The sequence below is a fragment of the uncultured Arthrobacter sp. genome, assembly GCF_947493765.1.
Lineage (GTDB): Bacteria > Actinomycetota > Actinomycetes > Actinomycetales > Micrococcaceae > Arthrobacter_D.
Map to the genome: position 1 here is coordinate 1 of NZ_CANLSZ010000003.1, position 20,192 is coordinate 20,192.

Annotated in this window: 19 protein-coding genes; 13 read left to right on the top strand and 6 right to left on the bottom strand. The window is 70.9% G+C overall.

All coding sequences use genetic code 11. The annotated features are described in order from the left end of the window. Positions 1 to 223 precede the first annotated feature (223 nt). The gene (locus Q0747_RS05195; RefSeq protein ID WP_298252305.1) at positions 224 to 985 is read right to left on the bottom strand and encodes a hypothetical protein; all 762 of its coding nucleotides are present in this window, start codon (positions 983 to 985) and stop codon (positions 224 to 226) included. Positions 986 to 995: 10 nt separating this feature from the next. Beyond that, complete coding sequence (locus Q0747_RS05200; RefSeq protein ID WP_298252307.1) at positions 996 to 1,595, bottom strand: hypothetical protein; 600 nt, start codon at positions 1,593 to 1,595, stop codon at positions 996 to 998. A 283-nt stretch (positions 1,596 to 1,878) separates the two neighbouring features. Between Q0747_RS05200 and pyrR the strand changes: the two genes are divergently transcribed. From pyrR to Q0747_RS05265, 13 genes are all read left to right on the top strand, one after another. Further along, positions 1,879 to 2,460, top strand: coding sequence for a bifunctional pyr operon transcriptional regulator/uracil phosphoribosyltransferase PyrR (gene pyrR / locus Q0747_RS05205; protein ID WP_298253031.1), 582 nt, complete (start codon positions 1,879 to 1,881; stop codon positions 2,458 to 2,460). Beyond that, positions 2,457 to 3,497 carry an aspartate carbamoyltransferase catalytic subunit gene (locus Q0747_RS05210; RefSeq protein ID WP_298252309.1) on the top strand — a complete coding sequence of 347 codons (1,041 nt, stop codon included), beginning with the start codon at positions 2,457 to 2,459 and terminating at the stop codon, positions 3,495 to 3,497. The genes pyrR and Q0747_RS05210 overlap by 4 nt, the downstream gene beginning before the upstream one ends. Next, entirely contained in the window at positions 3,494 to 4,873 is a 1,380-nt protein-coding gene (locus tag Q0747_RS05215; protein WP_298252311.1) for a dihydroorotase, read from the top strand. The genes Q0747_RS05210 and Q0747_RS05215 overlap by 4 nt, the downstream gene beginning before the upstream one ends. Beyond that, positions 4,861 to 5,403 (top strand): hypothetical protein, encoded by a 543-nt coding sequence (locus tag Q0747_RS05220; protein WP_298252313.1) that lies wholly within the window; start codon positions 4,861 to 4,863, stop codon positions 5,401 to 5,403. Before Q0747_RS05215 ends, Q0747_RS05220 begins: the two co-directional genes overlap by 13 nt. Continuing rightward, the gene (gene carA, locus Q0747_RS05225; protein ID WP_298252314.1) at positions 5,400 to 6,602 is read left to right on the top strand and encodes a glutamine-hydrolyzing carbamoyl-phosphate synthase small subunit; all 1,203 of its coding nucleotides are present in this window, start codon (positions 5,400 to 5,402) and stop codon (positions 6,600 to 6,602) included. Before Q0747_RS05220 ends, carA begins: the two co-directional genes overlap by 4 nt. Further along, entirely contained in the window at positions 6,602 to 9,985 is a 3,384-nt protein-coding gene (gene carB, locus Q0747_RS05230; RefSeq protein WP_298252316.1) for a carbamoyl-phosphate synthase large subunit, read from the top strand. The genes carA and carB overlap by 1 nt, the downstream gene beginning before the upstream one ends. After that, positions 9,975 to 10,823: an orotidine-5'-phosphate decarboxylase gene (pyrF, locus tag Q0747_RS05235; RefSeq protein WP_298252318.1), complete on the top strand. Its 849-nt coding sequence runs from the start codon at positions 9,975 to 9,977 to the stop codon at positions 10,821 to 10,823. The genes carB and pyrF overlap by 11 nt, the downstream gene beginning before the upstream one ends. A 168-nt stretch (positions 10,824 to 10,991) precedes the next feature. After that, entirely contained in the window at positions 10,992 to 11,330 is a 339-nt protein-coding gene (gene mihF / locus Q0747_RS05240) for an integration host factor, actinobacterial type (RefSeq protein WP_298252320.1), read from the top strand. Further along, entirely contained in the window at positions 11,308 to 11,910 is a 603-nt protein-coding gene (gene gmk / locus Q0747_RS05245; protein ID WP_298252322.1) for a guanylate kinase, read from the top strand. The genes mihF and gmk overlap by 23 nt, the downstream gene beginning before the upstream one ends. 42 nt (positions 11,911 to 11,952) lie before the next feature. Then, complete coding sequence (gene rpoZ / locus Q0747_RS05250; RefSeq protein ID WP_298252324.1) at positions 11,953 to 12,213, top strand: DNA-directed RNA polymerase subunit omega; 261 nt, start codon at positions 11,953 to 11,955, stop codon at positions 12,211 to 12,213. A gap of 28 nt (positions 12,214 to 12,241) precedes the next feature. After that, positions 12,242 to 13,453 carry a bifunctional phosphopantothenoylcysteine decarboxylase/phosphopantothenate--cysteine ligase CoaBC gene (gene coaBC, locus Q0747_RS05255; RefSeq protein ID WP_298252326.1) on the top strand — a complete coding sequence of 404 codons (1,212 nt, stop codon included), beginning with the start codon at positions 12,242 to 12,244 and terminating at the stop codon, positions 13,451 to 13,453. Positions 13,454 to 13,567: 114 nt separating this feature from the next. Further along, the gene (gene metK / locus Q0747_RS05260) at positions 13,568 to 14,779 is read left to right on the top strand and encodes a methionine adenosyltransferase (protein WP_298252328.1); all 1,212 of its coding nucleotides are present in this window, start codon (positions 13,568 to 13,570) and stop codon (positions 14,777 to 14,779) included. A gap of 55 nt (positions 14,780 to 14,834) precedes the next feature. Continuing rightward, the gene (locus Q0747_RS05265; protein WP_298252330.1) at positions 14,835 to 16,973 is read left to right on the top strand and encodes a primosomal protein N'; all 2,139 of its coding nucleotides are present in this window, start codon (positions 14,835 to 14,837) and stop codon (positions 16,971 to 16,973) included. A 97-nt stretch (positions 16,974 to 17,070) separates the two neighbouring features. Here the strand turns inward: Q0747_RS05265 and Q0747_RS05270 are convergent, their stop codons facing one another. From Q0747_RS05270 to Q0747_RS05285, 4 genes are read right to left on the bottom strand one after another with little or no spacing between them, the layout of a single operon-like run. Further along, positions 17,071 to 17,355, bottom strand: coding sequence for a hypothetical protein (locus Q0747_RS05270; RefSeq protein WP_298252331.1), 285 nt, complete (start codon positions 17,353 to 17,355; stop codon positions 17,071 to 17,073). Beyond that, positions 17,348 to 18,466, bottom strand: coding sequence for a glycosyltransferase (locus tag Q0747_RS05275; protein WP_298252333.1), 1,119 nt, complete (start codon positions 18,464 to 18,466; stop codon positions 17,348 to 17,350). The genes Q0747_RS05270 and Q0747_RS05275 overlap by 8 nt, the downstream gene beginning before the upstream one ends. Then, positions 18,463 to 19,329 carry an alpha/beta fold hydrolase gene (locus Q0747_RS05280; protein ID WP_298252335.1) on the bottom strand — a complete coding sequence of 289 codons (867 nt, stop codon included), beginning with the start codon at positions 19,327 to 19,329 and terminating at the stop codon, positions 18,463 to 18,465. Before Q0747_RS05280 ends, Q0747_RS05275 begins: the two co-directional genes overlap by 4 nt. Continuing rightward, positions 19,329 to 20,156: an aldo/keto reductase gene (locus tag Q0747_RS05285; RefSeq protein ID WP_298252337.1), complete on the bottom strand. Its 828-nt coding sequence runs from the start codon at positions 20,154 to 20,156 to the stop codon at positions 19,329 to 19,331. Before Q0747_RS05285 ends, Q0747_RS05280 begins: the two co-directional genes overlap by 1 nt. Positions 20,157 to 20,192: the final 36 nt, after the last annotated feature.

Genomic DNA, 20,192 nt, shown 5'->3' on the forward strand with positions numbered 1-20,192 from the left:
ACCATTCTCGGAAGACCTCGGCGCCTACCTCAAGACCAACGCGCCACCGCGGCTACACCCTGGAATCGGATGAGCCCCTATAGCGCCTAGGGGCTATTCATCCCAGGTGGCCGGGAGGCAGAGTCGGACCGCTTTTGCCCAAAACCTCCCACTATGGGTTTCGGTGACAAACCTATGTGGTGCAGCGCTGGGGTATACCCAGTAACACATCGGTGAAGAGTGCTCAGTCGACCTGGAAAAGGGTGGGAGGAAAACCCGGAGTGGGTACGATCCCAGAGGCCCAGTTGAGCACCTTCCAGTCGTCTCCTGAAAGCTTCATGACCATCGGGTACACCGCTCGGCTTTCTCCCTGCTCCCAGAGCCCTCCGTTCGGGCTGTCAGGATGCACGTACAGCAGTTCCGTGTCGAGGTCGATCATCCTCACCATCGAACCGATAGCCGCTGTACTGGGGTCCAGAGGAAACCCCTTGCGGAAGTCGCGAAGGACAACTCGGCTGAGGTCCTCCCACAGATCGTGTTCTCCCCGGATAGTAGACGCCAGTTCCTGCGCAGCCACGTCTAGGTCGTAGCCACCGCTGATTAGTGGCGTCTGGTTAGCCTCCACCCACCATTGAGCTAGGCAAAGCCTGTAGGTTGGATGCATCACCCCCCAAGCCGCGATCAAATCGCCGCCATAGAACTTGTATAGGAAGCTCCACGCTTCTTCAGTAACGGGTATTTGAGCGGCCATTTCTTGCTGGGCGTCTTCGGGCAAATCGCGTGGGTTGAAAGCCATGTCGTCCTTCGCGTAGTTCGTCGTGACGGGCTCGTCTGAACCATCTACTTCAACCTTGACTTTGTATCGCCCGGTCACAGTCTTGTCCACGATGACTCCAGTTGTCTCGTGGCGACCGAAGGTGACTTCGACTTGCGTGCCCGTCTTCATCTGGCCGGGTGATGGCCGCACGAAGCGACCCGGTATTACTCGACGATTCTTTGCCATCATCCCTCCCTTGTCACCACGGCCAGACACCGGTAGTTGTACCTAAGTATGCGCCTGTAATTTTGTCCATTCCATCCGCAAACTTGCCAAACCGCCCGCGCATCACGCGGAACGTATGCAAGGTGAGTGGGTGCTTAGAGTGTGCGGAAGCGATCTTCGTTACGTCGTTGTGTGCAATTCCGTTACGGGCTTCGTTTAGCCAGTCCAGCCGATCGCTCCAGTCAGCCCCACCCTTCGCCTGGGCGGGGTATATGGCTCTGAGATCAGTCCAGAGCGACATGCCGAGCTTTGCCCAGTCATTACCGATGTTGCCGGCGTTAGCGTTGCCAAAGTCAAGCTTCCTGCCGGTCAGGAGGGCTGCACGAAACGTATCGCGAAGATCTTGGAGGGGGACCTGCGCCGGGGTGCACAGAGCTTCGACGGATTCGTCATGTAAGTCCCTGCAGAAGCCCTGCACTTCGCCAGCGAGGCGCAGGAACAACGCGTGGTTGAGCTCGGTCACGTCACGCGGACGACCTCGAAGTCCACCTGTGACAGCCGCATGTACTTTTTCCATTCTTTCCAGAGCCTCTGCTCTGTCAGTTCCCCATTTTTGGAGCGCTTTTGAGGCCATGATGAGTAATGTAGCTCGATCTGCGCAGTAGCGTTGGGGTACACCCCAGCGTCACAGCTGCGGACCTCTTCATATTGTGTTGCTTCAGGGTCGTTCTCTGGTTTCACCCGTGGATCTGGAGGCAGGTTTGCGCTCCGTGCAAAATGCCCCAGCTGCTCGGCCCGCCGTCGTCACACCCGGCCGGCAACCCCAGGACGCAACCGTCCCTGTGCTAGCTTTGATCCCGCAACCAGCCTTTAAGTTCCGTCCTGTGAGGCGGGGAAGGAGGAAGCGTGTCATGACCATGCCTGCCCCCGAATCCGGCATCACCAAGCGCGTTGTTCTCGCAGCAGCAGATATGGACCGCGCCCTCACGCGCATCGCCCACGAGATCCTCGAGGCGAACAAGGGCAGCGCCGATCTGATCCTCCTCGGCATCCCCCGCAGGGGCTTCCCGCTGGCCCAGCGCCTCGCCCGGAAGATCGCCGCCGTCGACGACGCCGTCGATCCTGACCTGATCACCGGCCAGCTCGACGTCACGATGTACCGGGACGATCTCCGCCGCAACCCCACCCGCTCACCGCAGGCCACCCAACTGCCGCCGTCGGGCATCGACGACAGGGTCGTGGTGCTGGTGGACGACGTCCTCTACTCCGGCCGCACTATCCGCGCCGCCCTCGACGCCCTCGCCGATCTCGGCAGGCCCCGCATCGTGCGCCTGGCCGTCCTCGTGGACCGCGGCCATCGCGAGCTGCCCATCCGCGCCGATCACGTGGGCAAGAACCTCCCCACCTCCTCACGCGAACGCGTCCGCGTGCACCTGGGCGAGATCGACGGGCTCGACGGCGTCGCAGCCGACGAGGTCGTCATCGAGGACCGCGCATGAAGCACCTGCTGAGCACGCGCGATCTTTCCGCAACGAGCGCCCTGCGCCTGCTGGACGTGGCCGAGGAGATGTCGGCCGTGGGGGAGCGCGAGATCAAGAAGCTTCCGGCCCTGCGCGGACGCACCGTGGTCAATCTGTTCTTCGAGGACTCCACCCGCACCCGGATCTCCTTCGAGGCGGCGGCGAAACGGCTCTCCGCCGACGTCATCAACTTCGCCGTCAAGGGATCCTCGGTGTCCAAGGGCGAGTCGCTGAAGGACACGGCACAGACCCTGGAGGCCATGAGCGCCGACGCCGTGGTGATCCGCCACCCGGCCTCGGGCGCCCCCGCACGGCTCGCGGCCTCCGACTGGATCGACGCGGCGGTGATCAACGCCGGCGACGGCACGCACGAGCACCCCACCCAGGCGCTGCTCGACGCGTTCACGCTGCGCCGGCACTGGGCGCGCATCGGCGGCACCCCGTCCGCGGGGACCACGCTCGCCGGGATGAAGGTCCTGATCGTCGGGGACGTGCTCCACTCCCGCGTGGCGCGCTCCAACGTGTGGCTCCTGACCACGCTCGGCGCCGAGGTACTGCTCGCGGGCCCGCCCACGCTGCTGCCCGTGGGCATCGCCTCCTGGCCCTGCACGGTGTTCTACGATCTCGACGAAGCCATAGCCCAGCGGCCCGACGCCGTCATGATGCTGCGCCTCCAGGCCGAACGCATGAACGCCGCGTTCTTCCCCTCCACCCGGGAATACTCACGGCGCTGGGGGTTCGACGACGGCCGGCTCGCCCTCCTGGACATCATGGGCCTCGACGACACCGTGATCATGCACCCCGGCCCCATGAACCGCGGACTCGAGATCTCCGCCGCCGCCGCGGACTCGCCCCGCTCCACCATCCTCGCCCAGGTCCGCAACGGCGTCTCGGTGCGCATGGCGGCCCTCTACCTGCTGCTGTCCGGCGACCAGCACGACGACGAGCCGCGCGACGACGGGACCCGCGCGCTGCCCCATGACCTGCCCATCCCGGAAGGCCGCACCACGCGATGACCGACACGAAGCACGCCACCAGCCCGGACACCAGCACCGAATACCTCATCCGGAACGCCTCGATCCTGGGGAGGACCACCGCGGACCTCCTGCTCCGGGACGGCCGCATCGCCGCCGTCGGCGACACCGCCGCGGCCCAGGCCTCGCCGTCGGCCGTGACCATCGACGCCACCGGGCTCGTGGCGCTCCCCGGCATGGTGGATCTGCACACGCATCTGCGCGAACCGGGCCGGGAGGACGCCGAGACGGTGGAGACCGGATCGCGCGCGGCGGCGCTCGGCGGGTTCACCGCGATCCACGCGATGGCGAACAGCTCTCCCGTGGCGGACACGGCCGGCGTGGTGGAGCAGGTCCACAGCCTCGGCCTGGCCTCCGGCTGGGTGGACGTACGGCCCGTGGGCGCCGTGACCGTGGGGCTCGGGGGGGAGCGCCTCGCCGAGCTCGGAGCCATGGCCGAATCGCGGGCGACTGTCCGCGTCTTCTCCGACGACGGCGTCTGCGTCCACGACCCGGTGCTCATGCGCCGCGCCCTGGAGTACGTCAAGGCGTTCGACGGCGTCATCGCCCAGCACGCGCAGGAACCCCGCCTGACCGAGGGCGCCCAGATGAACGAGGGCGACGTCTCCGCCGTCCTCGGTCTCACCGGCTGGCCCGCCGTCGCCGAGGAGAGCATCATCGCCCGCGATGTGCTGCTGGCCCAGCACGTGGGCTCCCGCCTGCACGTCTGCCACGTGTCCACGGCCGGCTCGGTGGAGATCATCCGCTGGGCCAAGGCGCGCGGGGTGGACGTCACGGCCGAGGTGACCCCCCACCACCTGCTCCTGACCGACGAACTCGTCCGCAGCTACGACCCCGTGTACAAGGTGAATCCGCCCCTGCGCACCGCGGGCGACGTGCAGGCGCTGCGCGAGGCCCTCGCCGACGGCACCATCGACGTGGTCGGCACCGACCACGCCCCGCACCCGTCCGAGCACAAGGACTGCGAGTGGGCGCAGGCCGCCATGGGCATGACGGGCCTGGAGACCGCCCTGTCCGTGGTGCAGCACACCATGGTGGAGACGGGCCTGCTGGACTGGGAGGGCTTCGCCCGCGTCACCTCCGTGACCCCGGCGCGCATCGGCCGGCTCCGCGACCAGGGCCGGGAGCTCGCCGTCGGGGAACCCGCGAACGTGATCCTCGTCGATCCCGCCGTGCGCTGGACGGTGGACCCGGCCGCGATGGCCACGAAGGGCCGCAACAGCCCGTTCCGCGGTCTCGAACTGCCCGGCAGCGTGCGGGCCACGTTCTACGCCGGGCACGCCACGGTCCTCGACGGCGCGCTCGCGACGCCGCGGCAGGTCGCCCCGGCACGGGAGGCCGCAGCATGGACCAGGTAGGGTGGGCCCTCCTGCCGCTGGGCATCATCCTGGTGGTCGTCGCGCTCATGGCGCTCGGCTGGCGCAATCGCCTCCGTCGCCAGTCCGACGTCCCCGCGCCACCCGAGGTACCCGCCGAGCCGGGCCGGGTCCTCTACGAGGCGGACGGCCAGTACGTCTCCACGACGACGGCGGGGGACTGGCTGGACCGCATCGCCGTCCACGGGCTGGGGCTCCGCGGCAACGCCGTGGCCTCCGTGCACCCGGACGGCGTCCTGATCGCCCGGACCGGCGCCCCGTCCGTCTTCGTACCGCGCCAGGACCTGGTCTCCGTGCAGCTGGCGAGCGGCATGACGGGCAAGTTCGTCGAGAAGGAGGGCCTCGTCGTCATGACCTGGCGCCTCGGACAGCCCGGCACGGACCGCGAGTACCGCGTGGACACCGGCTTCCGCACCCGCCACGCCGCCCACAAGTCCCAGCTCGTCGCGGCCATCGCCGCGCTCCTCCCCACAGACGCACCACCCACTCCCGACGACAGGAAGCACCCGTGAGCACAGTTCCACCGAAAGTACCCGCGGTGCTCGTCCTCGAGGACGGGCGGATCTTCCGCGGCAGCTCCTACGGCGCCGAGGGCACCGCGCTCGGCGAGGCCGTCTTCGCGACCGGCATGACCGGCTACCAGGAGACCATCACCGACCCCTCCTACGCGCGCCAGCTCGTCGTGCAGACCGCACCCCACATCGGCAACACCGGCGTGAACGCCGCCGACGCCGAGTCGCGGCGCATCTGGGTGGCCGGGTACATCGTCCGCGACGCCGCCCGCCGCCCGTCGAACTGGCGCTCCGAGAAGAGCCTTGACGAGGAACTGCGCACCCAGGGCGTCGTGGGGATCGAGGGCGTGGACACGCGCGCCATCACCCGGCACCTGCGCGAGCGCGGGGCGATGCGCGCCGGGATCTTCTCCGGCGCCGATGTGCTGACCGACGACGCCCGGCTCGTCGAGCAGGTCCTGGCCCAGCCGTCCATGGCCGGCTCACGCCTGGCCGAGGAGGTCAGCATCGACGCGGCGTATGCCGTCGAGCCCGCCGACCACGGCTGGACCGGGGAGCCGGTGGCCACCGTCGCGGCCCTGGATCTGGGCATCAAGGCCATGACGCCCACGCACTTCGCGCAGCGCGGTGTGCGCTGCGTGGTCCTGCCCGCCACGGCCACGTTCGACGACGTCGTCGCGACCGGCGCCGACGGAGTCTTCATGTCGAACGGACCCGGTGACCCGGCCACCGCGGAACCCCAGGTGGAGCTGCTGCGCCGCGTCCTCGACGAGCGGATCCCGTTCTTCGGCATCTGCTTCGGCAACCAGATCCTCGGGCGGGCCCTGGGCTTCGGCACCTACAAGCTCCCCTACGGCCACCGCGGCATCAACCAGCCGGTGCTCGACCGCCGCACCGGCAAGGTGGAGATCACCTCGCAGAACCACGGCTTCGCCGTCGACGCCCCGCTCGACGGGCCCGTGCAGGCGCCCGCCGGATCCTACGGGCGGGTGGAGGTCAGCCACGTGAGCCTGAACGACGACGTCGTGGAGGGCCTGGCCTGCCTGGACCTGCCGGCCTTCTCCGTGCAGTACCACCCGGAGGCAGCGGCCGGTCCGCACGACTCCGCCTATCTCTTCGACCGCTTCATCGAGCTCATGCTGACCGAGAAGCAGACCGGGACCACCACCCCCGGCTCCCCAGCGCAGGAAGTGAACTGATGCCCCGCAGAACCGATCTCACGAGTGTCATGGTCATCGGCTCCGGCCCGATCGTCATCGGGCAGGCCGCCGAGTTCGACTACTCCGGCACCCAGGCGCTGCGCGTGCTGCGTGAGGAGGGCCTGCGGGTCATCCTCGTGAACTCGAATCCGGCCACCATCATGACCGACCCCGAGTTCGCCGACGCCACGTACGTGGAGCCGATCACCCCCGAGGTCGTGGCGAAGATCATCGAGAAGGAGCGCCCTGACGCGCTCCTGCCGACCCTCGGCGGCCAGACCGCGCTCAACACGGCGATCGCCCTCGACAAGAACGGCGTGCTGGAGAAGTACGGCGTCGAACTGATCGGCGCGAACATCGCCGCGATCGAGCTCGGGGAGGACCGCGAGAAGTTCAAGGGCGTGGTGGCCCGCTGCGGCGCCGAATCCGCGCGCTCGTCCATCATCCACACCCTCGACGAGGCCCTCGCCGCGGCGGACGATCTCGGCTACCCCATGGTGGTCCGCCCCTCCTTCACCATGGGCGGCCTGGGCTCCGGCCTCGCCTACACCGAGCAGGACCTGCGCCGTATCGTGGGCCAGGGCCTGCAGTACAGCCCCACGAGCGAGGTGCTGCTCGAGGAGAGCATCCTCGGGTGGAAGGAGTACGAGCTCGAGATGATGCGGGACAAGAACGACAACGTGGTGGTGGTCTGCTCCATCGAGAACGTGGACCCCGTGGGCGTCCACACCGGCGACTCCATCACCGTGGCCCCCGCCCTGACCCTCACCGACCGCGAGTACCAGCGCCTGCGCGACATCTCGATCGCCGTCATCCGCGAGGTCGGCGTGGACACCGGCGGCTGCAACATCCAGTTCGCCATCGAGCCCGACACCGGCCGCGTGGTCGTCATCGAGATGAATCCGCGCGTCTCGCGGTCCTCGGCGCTCGCGTCGAAGGCCACGGGCTTCGCGATAGCCAAGATCGCCACGAAACTCTCGCTCGGCTACACGCTCGACGAGATCCCCAACGACATCACGCTGAAGACCCCGGCCTCCTTCGAACCCACCCTCGACTACGTGGTGGTCAAGGTGCCGCGCTTCGCGTTCGAGAAGTTCCCGGCTGCCGATCCCACCCTCACCACCACCATGAAGTCCGTGGGCGAGGCCATGGCGATGGGCCGGAACTTCACCGAGGCGCTCCAGAAGGCGCTCCGCTCGCTGGAGCAGCGCGGCTCCCAGCTGTCCTTCGCTCCCGTGGCCCCGGACGAGGTGGACGCCCTCGTGGAGGCCGCGAGGCGCCCCACGACCGAGCGCCTCTCGCAGGTGCAGCGCGCCCTGCTCGGCGGGGCGGGTCTGGAGCGCCTGTACGAGGCCACGGGGATCGACCCGTGGTTCCTCGACCAGCTCCAGCTGCTCAACGAGATCGCCGGTCAGGTGGGTTCGGCCACCGATCTCACCGAGGACGTCCTGTGCCTGGCCAAGCGCCACGGCTTCTCCGACGAGCAGATCGGTGCGCTCACCTCCATGCCCGACGCCGTGGTCCGGGGCGTGCGGCACGCCCTCGGGATCCGCCCGGTGTTCAAGACCGTGGACACGTGCGCCGCCGAGTTCGCGGCCTATACGCCGTACCACTACTCGTCCTACGACGAGGAGGACGAGGTGGCCCGCCACGAGAAGCCCTCGATCATCATCCTCGGCTCCGGGCCCAACCGGATCGGGCAGGGCATCGAGTTCGACTACTCGTGCGTCCACGCCACCATGGCGCTGCGCGAGGCCGGGCACGAGACCGTGATGATCAACTGCAACCCCGAGACCGTGTCCACGGACTACGACATCTCCACGCGCCTCTACTTCGAGCCGCTGACCCTCGAGGACGTCCTGGAGGTCATCGCCGCGGAGCAGCGCACCGGCGGCGTGCTCGGGGTCTTCGTGCAGCTCGGCGGGCAGACACCGCTCAAGCTCGCCCAGGAACTGGCCGACGCCGGGATCCCCGTCCTCGGCACCTCGCCCGAGGCCATCGATCTCGCCGAGCACCGTGGCGCGTTCAGCCGCGTGCTCGACGCCGGCGGTCTCATCGCCCCGAAGAACGGCACCGCCGTGTCCTTCGAGGACGCCCGGAGGATCGCCGACGACATCGGCTACCCGGTCCTGGTGCGCCCCTCCTACGTGCTGGGCGGCCGCGGTATGGAGATCGTCTACGACGAGCCGAACCTGGCCCGCTACATCGCCAACGCCACCGAGATCACCGAGGCCCACCCGGTCCTGATCGACCGGTTCCTCGAGGACGCCATCGAGATCGACGTCGACGCCCTCTACGACGGCACGGACCTCTACCTCGGGGCCATCATGGAGCACATCGAGGAGGCCGGCATCCACTCCGGCGACTCCGCCTGCGTGCTGCCGCCCATCTCGCTCGGCGCCGACATCCAGCAGCGGGTCCGCGTGGCCACCCTCGCGATCGCCGAGGGCGTCGGGGTGCGCGGACTGGTCAACATCCAGTTCGCGCTCGCCTCCGACGTGCTCTACGTCCTCGAGGCGAACCCGCGGGCGTCCCGCACGGTCCCGTTCGTCTCGAAGGCCACCGGCGTCCAGCTCGCCAAGGGCGCGGCGCTCATCGGCACCGGCGTGAGCATCGCGGAGCTCCGCGAGCGGGGTCTGCTGCCGGCGACGGGCGACGGCGGCACCCTCCCGCTGGACGCCCCGGTCTCGGTCAAGGAAGCCGTCCTGCCGTTCAACCGCTTCCGTACGCCGGAGGGGAGGGTGGTCGATTCGCTCCTCGGGCCCGAGATGCGCTCCACGGGCGAGGTGATGGGCATCGACAAGTACTTCGACACGGCCTTCGCCAAGAGCCAGGCCGCGGCCAACGCGGCGCTGCCGGTGCAGGGCACGGTGTTCGTGTCGGTGGCGAACCGGGACAAGCGCGCCAGCATCATGCCCGTCAAGCGGCTCGTGGATCTGGGCTTCGAGATCGTCTCCACGGGCGGCACCGCCGACGTGCTGCGGCGCAACGGCATCCCCGCGACCACCGTCCGCAAGGTCGCCGAGGGCGTCGGTCCCGACGGCGAGGGAACCATCGTGGACCGGATCACCGAGGGCGGGATCGACATGATCATCAACACGCCCTCCGGCGGCCAGGCACGCGGTGACGGCTACGAGATCCGCGCGGCCGCGACCTCCTACGGGCTGCCGGTCATCACCACCATCCCGGAGGTGGGTGCCGCGGTCCAGGCGATCGAGGCCATGCGCTCCTACGAGTGGTCGGTCACGAGCCTGCAGGAGCACGCGGCCAATCTGCAGGCGTCGACCCAGCAGGCGTCGACCCGGCAGGCCTCGACCCAGCAGGGCTCGACCCAGCAGGGCTCGACCCTGCACGCGGCGAGCGGGGTCACCGGTGGGTCCTGACGCCCCGACGGTGCCCCGGGCGCCCTTCGGGGAGCGGCTCGCGGACGCCCGCCGCGCCCGGGGCAGCCTGTGCGTGGGCATCGATCCGCACCCCGCGCTGCTGGCCGCCTGGGGGCTCGAGGACACGCCGGCCGGGCTGGAGCGCTTCGCGCTCGCGGTGCTCGACGCCGTAGGACCCGTGGCCGCCGCACTGAAACCGCAGGTGGCCCTCTTCGAGCGGCACGGGGCGCGCGGCCTGGCCGTCCTGGAACTGCTGCTCGCCCGCGCCGCCGATGCCGGCGTCCTCACCATCGCGGACGCCAAGCGCGGCGACATCGGCTCCACCATGCAGGCCTACGCCGAGGCCTGGCTGGGGGAGGGCCGGCCGCTCGCCGCCGACGCCGTCACCCTCAACCCCTATCTGGGCTTCGAGTCCCTGCGCCCGGCCCTGGAGCTCGCCGCGGCCACGGGCCGCGGGGTGTTCGTGCTGGCACTGACCTCCAACCCGGAAGGGAGATCGGTGCAGCACGCCGGCGGCTCCGAGTCGGTCGCCCGCTCGATCGCCGCCGCGGCGGCGATGGAGAACAGCGGACCGGCACCGGGACACGTGGGCCTGGTGGTCGGTGCGACCATCGGGGACGCCGCCCGGCGGCTCGGACTGGACCTGCCGGCGCTGAACGGGCCCGTCCTCGCCCCCGGCATCGGAGCCCAGGGAGCGGGCCGGGAGGCACTGGCCGCCGCGTTCGGCGACGCCCTGCCGCTCGTGCTGCCGACGGCGAGCCGCTCCGTCCTCGCCGCCGGGCCCGACGCCGGCCGCCTGCGCGCGGCCGCCGAGCGGACCCGGGACGACCTCGCGTGAGCCGCCCGGTGCGCCCGCGTCGTGCATTGATTTCCCCCTCGCGACCCCGGTAGGTTCGACAGCACAGCGACGCCCGTCGTCGACGACCCCGCCCCCGAACCGTGCAGACCCGATCCATCCAGACAACGAGCGGACGCCCTCCGGTGCGGTCCGGCCCAGGGAGGGCCCGTGAACCTGAAGCCTTTGACGGAGGCCGAACGGGCCGCCGCCCGTGAGAAGGCCGGAGCGGCGCGGATGGTCCGGGCGGACATCAAGTCCCGTCTGAAGGCGGGTAGTCTTTCGGTGGCGGAGGTGATCGAGAATCCCGACGGCGACGACGCCGTGGGGCGCCTGAAGGTCCTGGATCTGCTGAAGGCGCTGCCCCGCGTGGGCGACGTCCGCGCCGCAACCATCATGGCCGAGGTGGGGATCGCCGCCACACGCCGTGTGCGCGGCCTCGGCATCCATCAGCGCAAAGCCCTGGTCGAGTACCTCGACCAGCAGAATGCCGGCCCCGCCGGTAAGTGAGGAAGCATTCGTGTCACTATCCCGGCTGACAGTCCTGGCAGGCCCGACGGCGGTGGGCAAGGGGACCGTGTCGACCTACATCCGTGACAACTACCCGGACGTCTGGCTCTCCGTCTCGGCCACCACCCGCCCGCCGCGGCCCGGCGAGGAGGACGGCGTGCACTACTTCTTCGTCTCTCCCGAGGAGTTCGACCGACTGACCGCGGAGGGCGAACTCCTCGAGTGGGCCGTGGTCCACGGCAGGAACCGGTACGGCACCCTGCGGCGCACCGTGCAGGAGGCCATCGACCAGGGGCGCCGGGTGCTGCTGGAGATCGATCTGCAGGGAGCGCGCAAGGTCAGGGAGACCATGCCGGAGGCCAATTTCGTGTTCCTGGCCCCGCCCAGTTGGGACGAGATGGTGCGCCGGCTCGTGGGCCGGGGCACCGAAACAGCCCAGGAGCAGCAGCAGCGGCTGGAAACGGCTAAACTGGAGCTTGCCGCCGAGCCGGAATTCAACCACACCGTCATCAACGACTCCGTGGAGCACGCGGCGGACGAGCTCGTTTCACTGATGGGACTGCACCCGCTGCAGCGCTGAGAAGGCCTGCGCGCGCCGTTCCGACCACCCCTTGGAGATTTTGTGTCAACTCAGCCCGAAGGCATCATCAACCCGTCCATCGACTCCCTGCTGGAGACCTCGGACTCGAAGTACGCCCTGGTGATCTTCGGCGCCAAGCGCGCCCGCCAGATCAATGCGTACTACTCGCAGCTGCACGAGGGCCTCTTCGAGTACGTCGGCCCGCTGGTCGACACGAAGCTCAACGAGAAGCCCCTCTCCATCGCGCTGCGCGAGATCGACGAGGGCATGCTCGTCTCCTCGCCCATGGACTCGTCCGAGTAATCGGGCCCGCCGAGAGGGCAGCAGACCGGTGCGCATAGTACTTGGTGTCGGAGGAGGGATTGCAGCCTACAAGGCAGCATCCCTCCTCCGTCTTTTCACGGAGGGAGGGCACGAGGTCACGGTGATTCCCACCGAGGCCGCCACCCGCTTCGTCGGCACCGCCACGTGGGAGGCCCTCTCCGGCAATCCCGTGACCAACAGCGTCTGGGACGCCGTCGACAGGGTCAACCACGTGCGGCTCGGCCACGAGGCGGATCTCATCGTGGTGGCCCCCGCCACCGCCGACGTCCTGGCCCGTGCCGCCGCAGGTCTCGCCGACGACCTCCTGACCGGCACGCTGCTCATGGCCCGCGGGCCGGTGGTCATGGCCCCCGCCATGCACACCGAGATGTGGCAGCACGCCGCCACGCGGGCCAATGTGGAGACCCTCCGGGACCGCGGCATCACCGTGGTCGAGCCTGCCTCCGGGCGTCTGACCGGAGCCGATTCCGGGCCGGGCCGGCTGCCGGAGCCGGCGGACATCTTCGCCGCGGCCATGCGTGCCGTGGGACGCAGCGACGGAAGCGGCTCGCTCCAGGGCCGGCGTGTCACCATCTCGGTCGGGGGCACACGCGAGGCGCTCGATCCGGTCCGGTTCCTCGGCAACCGGTCCTCCGGCAAGCAGGGCATGGCCCTGGCCGAGGCAGCCCTCGCGCAGGGGGCCCACGTCACGCTCGTCCTCGCGCACGCGGAGGTGTCGCCGCCCGCGGGCTGCGACGTCGTCCGGGTCGAGTCGGCCCTGGACCTCCGGGAGGCCGTGCTCGCGGAGCTGCCCACCACCGATGTGCTCGTGATGGCCGCCGCCGTCGCGGACTACCGCCCGGCCGAGGTCATGGACGCGAAGATCAAGAAGGGCGACGGCGCCGATCCCGTGATCACGCTGGTGCGCAATCCCGACGTGCTGCGCGATGCCGTCCTGGCGCGCGCCGGACGGGCCGAGCCGCTGGTGATCGCCGGCTTCGCGGCGGAGACCGGCGACGCCACCGCTGATCCGCTCTCGCACGCACGGGCCAAGCTCGCCCGTAAGGGCTGCGACTTCCTGGTCCTCAACGTGGTCGGCTCCCACCTCGTCTTCGGGCAGGACACGAACGAGATCACCATCCTCGACGCGCGGGGCACCGAGTCCGCCGCGATCCGGGGGAGCAAGCGCACCATCGCCGACGCCGTGATCGCCCACGCGGCCGGGCTGCTCGAGGACTGACCCGCCCGCCGAGGTGCGTGCCGGGTCTTCCGCCGGCACGGTGACCGATCGCGCACCGGGGGAGCACCCGGGCCCCGGGCCGGAGCGTGCCGGCGAAGCCAGTAGAGTGGGCAGGTGAATTCACCCAGTACTGCTCCTGCGCTGCGCCTGTTCACCTCGGAATCGGTGACGGAGGGCCATCCGGACAAGATCTGCGACCAGATCAGCGACGCCATCCTCGACGGTCTGCTCGAACAGGACGCCGAGTCCCGGGTGGCCGTGGAGACGCTCGTGACCACCGGCCTGGTGCACGTGGCCGGCGAGGTCACCACCGAGGCCTACGTGGAGATCCCCGACATCGTCCGCAAGACCATCCTGGGGATCGGCTACGACTCCTCGGCCAACGGCTTCGACGGCGCCCGCTGCGGCGTCTCGGTCTCCATCGGGCAGCAGAGTCCCGAGATCGCCTCCGGGGTGTTCACCTCCCTGGAGACCCGCGAGGGTACCGGGCTGGACCCCTACGACGCGCAGGGCGCCGGCGACCAGGGCATCATGTTCGGCTACGCGAGCGACGAGACCGCGGTGCTCATGCCCACCCCGGTCTGGCTGGCCCACCGACTCTCCGAACGGCTCACCACCGTCCGCAAGGACGGCACCCTGCCCTATCTGCGGCCCGACGGCAAGACCCAGGTGACCATCGGGTACGACGGCGACCGGCCGGTCTCCATCGACTCCGTGGTGATCTCCTCGCAGCATGCCGCCGAGGTCTCCCTCGACGAGCTCCGCGGTGCCCTGGTGGAGCACGTCATCACGCCCGTGCTGAGCGAGTCCGAGCTCGACACCTCCGCCGTGCGCCACATCCTCAACCCGGGGGGAGCGTTCGTGATCGGCGGCCCCGTGGGCGATGCCGGGCTGACCGGACGCAAGATCATCGTGGACACGTACGGCGGCATGGCCCGGCACGGCGGCGGGGCCTTCAGCGGCAAGGATCCCTCGAAGGTGGACCGCTCGGCCGCCTACGCCATGCGGTGGGTGGCCAAGAACGTGGTGGCCGCCGGCCTGGCGCGCCGGGCGGAGATCCAGATCGCCTACGCGATCGGCATGGCGCAGCCCGTGGGTGTCTACGTGGAGACCTTCGGGACGGAGACCGTGGACCCGCGGGCCATCGGTGACGCCATCCGGGAGATCTTCGACCTGCGGCCGCTCGGCATCATCAACGCGCTCGACCTGAAGCGTCCCGTCTACCAGCGCACGGCGGCCCATGGCCACTTCGGCCGCGAGGAGGACGGCTTCACCTGGGAGCGGACCGACAGGGTCGACAAGCTGCGCGACTACTTCAACGCCTGATCGGGGGGGAGGGAGCGACCGGCATCCCGCAGACCGGCTGCCGGAGACCAGCATCATGACGGACCGCACAGACCATGGCGGGGACGACGGGCAGCTCACCCTCCTGCACGGCTTCGGTCCCGCCAGGCTCCCCTCGGCGGATCCGGCCCGCGCCGCGTCGCTGCCCATCGCACGCGTGCTGCTCGACGGCCAGCTGCCGCACCTCGACCGCTTCTTCGACTACAGCGTGCCCGCGGACCTCGACGCCGACGCGCAGCCCGGTGTGCGCGTGAAGGTCCGCTTCGCCGGGCGGGAGCACACCGGGTTCCTCGCGGAACGGGTCGCCGAGGCCAGCACGACGGCGACCCTGCTGCCCCTGGCGAAGATCGTCTCCCCGCTGCAGGTCCTCACGCCGCAGATCCTCGAGCTCGCGACCAGCGTGGCGGAGCGCACCGCGGGCATGGTGGGCGACGTGCTCCGCTCGGCCGTGCCTCCCCGGATGGCGCGCGTCGAGCCGGAGTTCCTGGAGCGGCGGCCCGACGCCGCGGACAGTGCCGCTCCGGAGGACCCGGGCCCCTCGGGGGGCTTCCGGCGCTACCCCACGGGACCGGCCTACCTGCAGCATCTCGCGGCGGGGGAGTCGCCCCGCGCCGTCCTGACGAGCCTCGGCGGGTACGGTACCGCCGCCTGGCCCGCCGAGCTCGCCGACGCCGTCGCCGCGGCCGCGGCATCGGGTCGCGGGGCCGTCGTCGTCGTGCCTGATCAGCGCGACCTCGCCCGCGTCGAGGCAGCCCTCGTGGCCCGCCTCGGCGCGCCCGCGGTGGCCCGCCTCACCGCGGAGGACGGCGCCACGCCCCGCTACCGGAACTTCCTGCGCCTCCTCACGGGGACCGCGACCGTGGCCGTCGGGACGCGCTCGGCCGCCTACGCCCCGGTGCGGCAGCTCGGTCTCGTCTGTCTCTGGGACGACGGCGACGATCAGCACGTGGAGCAGCGTGCCCCCTATCAGCACGTGCGCGACGTGCTGCTGCTCCGCGCCGAGCAGGAGGGAGCGGCCATGCTGCTGGCCTCCTTCGCGCGGTCCACCCAGGCCCAGCGGCTCGTGGACACCGGGTGGGCGAGAGCCATCGAGGCGGACCGCCCCGAGGTGCGCCGGTCCACGCCGCGCGTGGTGCACGCGACCGACGCCTATCAGCTCGAACGCGATCCCCTGGCGGCTCAGGCGCGCATCCCGCACGTGGCGTGGTCCGCGGCGCAGGCGGGACTGCGTCACGGACCGGTCCTGCTGCAGGTGGCACGCACGGGCTTCTCCCCGGCCCTGGCGTGCGAGCGGTGCCGCCACCCGGCGCGCTGCCGTGCCTGCGCCGGGCCCCTGGCGCAGACCGGGCGGAACGCGCTCCCAGCGTGCCGCTGGTGCGGGCGGCCCGAGACCCACTGGTCCTGCTCCGAGTGCGGCGGCACCCGGCTCCGGGCCACCGTCTCGGGGTCCACGCGGACCGCCGAGGAACTCGGCAGGGCCTTCCCGGGCATCCCGGTCGTCTCCTCCGCGGGCGAGCACATCGTGGACCACGTCGGGGAGGCACCCGCCGTCGTCGTCGCGACCCCCGGCGCCGAGCCGATCGCCGCCACCGGCTACGCGGCCGTGATCCTGCTCGACGGCAACGCCCTCCTGGGCCGGGAATCTCTGCGTGCGGGGGAGGACGCGCGGCGGCGCTGGTTCTCCGCCGCCGTCCTCGCCCGCCCCGCCGCGCTCGGCGGCACGGTGGTGATCACGGGCGACGACGACGTCGCCGTCGGGCACCTGGTGCGCTGGGATCCTGCCGGCGCCGCGACGCGCGAGCTCGCCAAACGCCAGGAACTCGGACTGCCGCCGGCCGTCCGCTTCGCGGTGCTGACCGGGTCGCGGGAGGCCGTGCTGCACTTCCTCGAGGGCGTGGAGCTCGAGGGTGTGGCGAGGGTGGTCGGTCCCTCACCCGTTCCCCCGGACGTGCGCCGGGACGCCCAGGCCGCGGCCCGTGCCGCGGCCGGCACCCCGGTCCGGGGCGGCGCGCCCACCGAGGCACTGACCGGCCAGGGCAGTCACCGCGCCCTCGTGTTCTTCCCGTACCGTGCGGCCGCCGGTGTCACGCGGCAGTTGCGTTCGCGGCGTGCGGCGCTGTCCGCGCGGCGGGCGGAGCCGGTGCACCTGCGCCTCGACGCGCTGGACGTGCTGTAGCGTCCGTGGTCGTCGACGCCGCGTGCCCGGACCGCGGCCTGCCGTCCGGTCAGGATCAGGGTCAGGGCGAGTGTCAGGATCAGGGCGAGTGTCCGGGTCAGGGCGCCGCGATGCGCCAGCCGTCCGCGTCGACGTCGATCGCCACCGGCGGGTCGTCCCGGATCCGGTGCAGTCGCAGCGCGCGGACCAGGGACGGGGCCGGCGCGGCCACCACGAATGCCTCCCCGCGGAACTCGTCGGCCGTCGTCCCGACGAACGCGGCGACGTCCTCATCTGCTCGCAGCTCGAAGCGGGCCGCGATCCGCCGCCGGTCCGTCGCTGCGTCGTTGGCCGCACCGGTCTCCACGAGAACGGCCGTGGCGGGGCACTGCAGATCACTCATGGGAGGGCCCCTGCGCCCGTGCCCACTGGCCGGCTCGCCGTCGGCCGAACTCCGAGACGGCCCGGGAGCACGCCTGCCTCAGTTGGTGGGCCGATGTCGCCCACGAGTACGCGGCGGCACGCTCCACCCCGGCGCGGGAGGCGGCGGCCCAGGTCCCGGCGTCGTCCAGTGACCGGACGGCGGCCGCGACGGCCGCCGGGTCGTCCGGATCCACGTAGGCGGCGGCACGGCCGCCCACCTCGCGGAAGATGGGGATGTCGCTCGCGATCACGGGTGTCCCGGTGGCCATCGCCTCGATGACGGGCAGCCCGTACCCCTCCGCCCGGGAGAGCGTCACGAGGGCCGTGGAGTCGTGGAGCAGCTCCTGGTACACGGCGTCGGTGACACCGTCGTGGAACACCACCCGGTCCGCCGGCGCCAGGACCGAGAGTTCCGCGCGGCGCGCGGGCGTGACGCGGCTCAGCAGGTGCAGCGTGTGCCCGGGGAGCAGGCGCATGGTCCGGACGAGCGTCTCCACGTTCTTGTACGGCATGAAGGAGCCCATGTAGAGCAGCGAGGACGAGCGCGGGGTGGCGGGGTCCCGGCGGCGTTGCGCCGGCTGGGGCGCGTTCCCCACGAGCAGTACCGGCCGGCGGGTGAGCCGGTGCTCCCGGATCAGCGCGGCCGTGGTCCCGGAGATCGTGGCGACGACGTCGGCACGGTCCAGCAGCAGGCGCTGCGGCCAGTACGCCAGGTGGTACAGCCGCCAGAGGAGGCGCACGGGCAGGGGCAGGAAGCCCGGCGGTGCGGGGTTCTGGTAGTAGATGAGGTCGTGCAGGGTGAGCACCAGGGGGTAGCGGCGGCCCCAGGAACCCATGGTCTGCAGGGGGCAGACGACGACGTCGGGCCGGAGCCGGTTGATGCGCAGGGCGATGAACAGCTCGGCGGGGGAGAGCGGGCTGCTGACGCGCACGTGGGGCACGTCCGGGAGCAGGGCCAGCTGGCGCGGATCGCTGATGAGCATCACGACGTCGTCCGTCGCGGCGAGCGCGGCGATGAGTCCCGCCCCGTAGCGGCTGATGCCGTCGTGGTGGTCGGTGCGGGTGAAGCGCGCGTCGACGAGGATCCTCATCCGGGCAGGGCCTCCAAGTACTCCTCGATGAGCCGCGCGGCCTCCCGCGGCTTCTCGTAGTGGACCAGGTGCCCCACTCCGGGGATCATCCGGAGCGTGGCGTCCGGCACGAGCGCCGCGAGCTCGCGCTGGCTCTCCGGGGAGCCGAGGGGATCCTGCTCGGCGACGACGAGCAGGACGGGCGGCACGAGCTCCGCGGCCCGCTCCCGCACGGTGCCGGAGATGGAGGCGCGGAAGGCCTCGAGCACCACGCGGCGGCTGGTGAAGGAGCTGAAGTACGCCCGGTGCTGGCCGTGGATCCAGCGGCGCAGCGACCGGTCCCTCGTCGTCGCCATGAACTCGCTCATGAGCCGGACGATCAGGCGGTTCGCCAGCAGGGCCCGGCCCAGCCGCTCCGGCAGGCGGTCCGCCGCCACGTAGTAGGCCTCGGCCGCCCGGGACGCGAGACGACTGGGTCCCTCGAGGGCCGGCGAGCTGATCGGGTTGATGAGCACCAGCGCCGCCACGGCCTCCGGCCGGACCGCCACCGCCTCGGCGGCGACGATGGAGCCGAAGGAGTGTCCCAGCAGCACGGGTCTGTCGCCCGCGAGGTCGAGGACGCACGCACCGACGAAGCGGGCGTAGGCGGCGACGTCGTGGGTCCCGGGCAGTTCCTGGCCCTGTCCGAAGCCGGGCAGGTCCGGCAGGAGGACGCGATGCGCCGGGAGCTCCTCGGCGAGGCGCCGCAGCCCGTGGTGGTCGCCGCGGAAGCCGTGCACCATCACGATCGTCGTGGCACCTGCGGCGGGATCTGTCGCGGCGACGTCCCACACCCGCTGCGTCGTACCCTCCCACTGGACGGTGTGGGCGACCGTTCGGCGCATCACCCCACCCGGTCGGGGTGCGAGCCGGAGCGCTGGTCCCGGTCCAGGCCGTCCAGGGCCGCCAGCTGCCGGTCGTCGAGCGCGAAGCCGAAGATGTCCAGGTTCGAGCTGATGCGCTCGGGGGTGCTGGACTTCGGGATGGTCAGGATCCCGTGCTGCAGGTGCCAGCGGAGCACCACCTGGGCGGGCGTGCGTCCGAGCTGCTCCGCGAGCTCGCCGACGACCGGATCGCCGAGCACACTGCCGCGCCCGAGTGGGCTCCAGGCCTGGGTCAGGATCCCGTGCTGCTCGTGGAACGCGCGCAGCTCGCGCTGCTGGAGATAGGGGTGCAGCTCCACCTGGTTCAGGACCGGGAGGACGCCCGTCTCGTCGAGCAGCCGCTGCAGGTGGTCCTGCTGGAAGTTCGAGACGCCCACGGAGCGCACGCGGCCCTCCGCACGGAGCTGGGTCAGGGCACGCCACGACTCGACGTACAGGTCCTGCGCCGGGCACGGCCAGTGGATCAGGTACAGGTCCAGCCGGTCGAGTCCGAGCAGGTCCATGGTGGTGTCGAAGGCGCGCAGCGTGGCGTCGTAGCCGTGCGCGTCGTTCCACACCTTCGAGGTGACGAACAGGTCGTCGCGATCGCCGCTCCAGGCCCGCACGGCGGCGCCGACGCCGGCCTCGTTCCCGTACAGCGCGGCCGTGTCGATGAGCCGGTACCCGCTCCCGAGCGCCGTCGCACACAGCCGCTCGGTGTCCTCGGGCGGTACCTTGTAGACGCCGTAGCCGATCACGTCCAGGGAGTGACCGTCGGCGAGCTGGGCGTGGGGCACGGAGAGCGTCATGAGGGCACTCTACCGAGGCCCGCGCCGGGTGGCGTG